This is a genomic window from Exiguobacterium sp. A1_3_1, from assembly GCF_048985645.1.
Classification (GTDB): domain Bacteria; phylum Bacillota; class Bacilli; order Exiguobacteriales; family Exiguobacteriaceae; genus Exiguobacterium_A; species Exiguobacterium_A indicum.
The window spans coordinates 1-3,525 of the sequence record NZ_WBYY01000247.1 but is presented as its reverse complement, the minus strand read 5'-3'; the positions used below and the strand labels follow the sequence as shown (position 1 = coordinate 3,525).

Genomic DNA, 3,525 nt, shown 5'->3' with positions numbered 1-3,525 from the left:
GTCGGTGACGTCGTCTTGTATCTGTTTCACCCGGAGCTGATGAAGATGGGACAAGCCGCCTTGAACCAGCGTCAATTCTATGAATGGATTGGACGCGCGAACACGTTTGCGTTACCGGTCCCGAGTTACGCGCGAGGGATCCGCGAATTGCGCCAAGGCGAGAATCAGTTGTTCGTGACGACGGATGGTTTGCTTGAGTGCCCGGGAACCCCATATGCTGACGCGATGCAGATCGAGGAAACTTTACGATCAGGTGGTGTCAAAGAACTTCTCTCGACAATCGAGGCACAGGGTGTTCGTGACAGTACGACGGTCGTTACATGGACCGTCACGATTGACGAACGCGTCACCCAACCTAGTGATACATGAAATAACCCGCGCTCCTGCTTGAGCGCGGGTTATTGTTATTCTGTTTCAGGCGTTTGTTCCTGTTGCTGATCGAGTTCGACCGGTTCTTGGTCTACGGGTGGCTTCGCTTCAGCCAACGGGAAGGCGATGCCCGCACTTGTCAGCAAGGTGATCAAGGCGGCGCTCGTCAATGTTTGACGCATGATCCGACACGTCCTTTCTGTCTGATTCCGACACTATATTTTAATAATTCTGAACATTCTTCATCGTTTCGTCAAGCAATCTTTTACTTCCACTACGTATTTTTCCCAAAAACCCAGTATACTTAAACATGAAAAAGGGGGAAATCGATTGAAATTAACGAAAGCCAACACACGTCTATTAGAAACCGTTTTACCACGCTTGAACCTGAATGTCGCAGAACCGGACCGGACGGAGATTGAAGACCGTCTGCGGGCAGATATCTATGAAGCCCAGCGGAAACAGCGTCCATTCGAAGAGATTCACGGACTATCGGTCGAAGCACGCCTCGATCAGATGATTGCTGAATTACCACAACGACACCGGATGGAGACACAAAAACGCTGGACGCGAAACTATGTCTCGTCGATCCTGATGTTCATCTTCATCGAAGGGATCGATGGATTGTTCCAATTCGCTTTGATTGACTACTTATTCTTCTCGATCATCGCTCTATTCTTGATCGACGCGATGTCACAAGTCATCACGGCACCGAAGCTTAAACAAGTCAAACCGCGGGTGTGGATTCAATTCGTCATCAGCTTCATTTTATTTTCAACCTACAAGGCACTGCTCGTGACGGTCTTCCCGGCACCAGACGTCTTAATTCAAGTCAGCGGAACGCCGTCTTATCTCATCGGCATCGCGGGACTCGTTGGTCTCTACATCTACTGGTCAAAGAATCCGTTACGAAAGCGCGGCGCATAATTCGCGAGAGGAGAGGATTGCGTGGAGTTCACACATTGGAAACGACGGCTGCAAGATCATTTCGAACGAATGGGCTTTTCCCTACTGACGGAACGATTAGCATCGCAGGACATGGTCAAGCTCGAAGCGACACATGGTGCCTTCCTGTTCTTTCCGGTGACGATCCATCTGTATGAGCGTTCCGGCTGGAAGATGGTCGCCTTCGAGGCAAAGACGGAGGAGGAGCCGCAACTCGTCGAGCAGCAGAGCGCCTCGTTATTCCAACTCTTAATGGTGACGTTCCAAGAAGAAGAGCGCGAGTTCCTACTCGGATTTCATGCGAATACCGGTCGTTACCTGACGGACCGTAATGCACCCGTCGGACGGCTCGTCCGTCTGATCGAAGAGTGTTGGTATGACGGTGACGTCCTGCGAGTCGACACATTCGATCCGTTTCCGGGACTGTTCGTCGCGCCACCTTTTGCCCATCAAAGTTATGCCTTCATGCCGGAAGATCGGACGTGGCGCTTATCCGTCGGGCGTACTGGACGTCCGGCGAACGATTATCGATTCGACGGAACGATCTTGTCCCTACACCGCTTACCGGAATCGGAATTATTCACCGTGACACCAAAGACGGTCCCGTTAGAGGATGAAGAGGCGATCCGGACCTTACTGGAAACAGAACGACAGACGATCGCTAAGTTCCATGATCGCGCCATGGCGACGATTCGGGCGTACGATCCATCATTTGGTTTTGCTTGGCGCGGGACGCAGACATTTTTCCACGGTGTTCCGGTCAATCCATTCGCACAGCGCTTGTGGCTCGAGAACGGCGTGACGCGATACCGGATTCTACAACAAGGATCGACGCGATTGCTTGCTTCCGGTGAGACGTGTGACGCTGTCATCGAAATGCTCGATGATGCCGTCAGCAGTGAAGAACCGGATGGTCAATCCGTCAGTCCGATTGGTCAACTGATCCTCGGGATTTGGCAACAGATCGAGTCGGACGAAGCGACGTATATCACGAACGTCGATTGCCGCGGCATCTCGCGTACACAAGCCGATAACCGGATCCGCCACGCGCTAGCAAGGCAAGAGACGATCGAGTGGGTGCACCGGGCACCGAACGAAGATGATATTTGTCGCTTTGCCGGTCTGACGTTGACCTTCCCGCATCGTCCACCGGGTGTCATCACGATTGAACGAACGGAAGCAGAATAACACGAACAGGCACGTCCGCGAGTAAGCAGACGTGCCTGTTCGTTTTTTTAGTGCGCGTGCTGTGACAATCGATTAAAGACGACGGACAGACTGTAATAGATCATTGCTGTCAGAGTAGCGATCGTAAAAGAAAGCGGCAGGTCAAATTCGTCCTTCGTCGTCAAGAGAATCAGGAGACTCGCAATCACGATGCCGTACATCCCATAACCAACGACTGTCGGCACATACGCTAGTGTCGTTGAAGAACGATTAATGATCATGCCGATGATAAAGTCGAGTAAAAAGCCGGACAGCAAGATGATTGGCAAGGCGAATAAGACGTATGACAAAAATGTTGAACCGAATGAATCATACATCGTATTCGCTTCCCTCTCTGTAATCGGTGTATAGGATATGTACGTCAGCACAGTGCAAACGAGACCGGTTGTCATAATAACGGCAAGCAATCGCTTCAACATGAATTTTCCTCCTTTATTTTCCTTATTGAGTATACCAATCTACACCAAAAAACACACCCTACTGGAGGATGTGTAAAGAACGACCTATAACCCGAGCGACACGATTAGCCGTCGAACATCCTGATCCGCTTGTTTAGGTGTCAAAATCAACAGTTGATCGTCTACGAGGACACGTGTCTGACCACGCGGCGTCAGAATTTCATCTTCACGAATGATTGCAACGACGAGCACATCCTGGGGCATCTCGATATCCTGTAGCGTTTTTCCGGCAATCACACTGTTTGTCGAGACCCTGACCTCGATGATCTCCGCTTGTGGATGGGTGACGGTCATGAATTTCAGGAACGGTTCGACCGTCGTGTCGTGCTGTGTCTCAAGCCCCATTCGCCGGACGATCCACGGCAAGGCCGTTCCTTGCAAGAGAGCAGACGTCATGACGGTGAAGAAAACGATATTGAAAAGAAGCGGCGCTTCCGCGAGACCACTGGAAAGCGGATAGGTCGCGAGAATGATCGGAACGGCGCCCCGTAATCCGGCTGCCGTGATGACACTCTGTTCTTTGACC

At 51.2% G+C, this 3,525-nt stretch carries 5 protein-coding genes and 1 pseudogene; 3 read left to right on the top strand and 3 right to left on the bottom strand.

What is annotated here, in order from left to right; translation table 11 throughout:
• Positions 1–369, top strand: a pseudogene (locus tag F8N00_RS17125) (protein phosphatase 2C domain-containing protein); the annotation flags it as partial.
• Positions 370–404: 35 nt separating this feature from the next.
• On the opposite strand, the gene F8N00_RS17120 reads toward F8N00_RS17125, so the two are convergent.
• Positions 405–551, bottom strand: coding sequence for a hypothetical protein (locus F8N00_RS17120; RefSeq protein ID WP_023468299.1), 147 nt, complete (start codon positions 549–551; stop codon positions 405–407).
• 148 nt (positions 552–699) lie between these two features.
• Here F8N00_RS17120 and F8N00_RS17115 point away from each other — a divergent pair, with 148 nt between their 5' ends.
• Together F8N00_RS17115 and F8N00_RS17110 are read left to right on the top strand one after the other, a co-directional pair.
• Positions 700–1,296 (top strand): hypothetical protein, encoded by a 597-nt coding sequence (locus F8N00_RS17115; RefSeq protein WP_023468300.1) that lies wholly within the window; start codon positions 700–702, stop codon positions 1,294–1,296.
• A gap of 21 nt (positions 1,297–1,317) precedes the next feature.
• Positions 1,318–2,502: a hypothetical protein gene (locus F8N00_RS17110; protein WP_421018653.1), complete on the top strand. Its 1,185-nt coding sequence runs from the start codon at positions 1,318–1,320 to the stop codon at positions 2,500–2,502.
• A gap of 47 nt (positions 2,503–2,549) precedes the next feature.
• On the opposite strand, the gene F8N00_RS17105 is transcribed toward F8N00_RS17110, so the two are convergent.
• Positions 2,550–2,960, bottom strand: a complete 411-nt coding sequence (locus F8N00_RS17105) for a hypothetical protein (protein ID WP_023468302.1) — start codon at positions 2,958–2,960, stop codon at positions 2,550–2,552.
• Positions 2,961–3,044: 84 nt separating this feature from the next.
• Positions 3,045–3,525, bottom strand: a 481-nt coding sequence (locus F8N00_RS17100; RefSeq protein ID WP_421018652.1) for a TrkA C-terminal domain-containing protein, incomplete at its 5' end; no start/stop codon positions are given.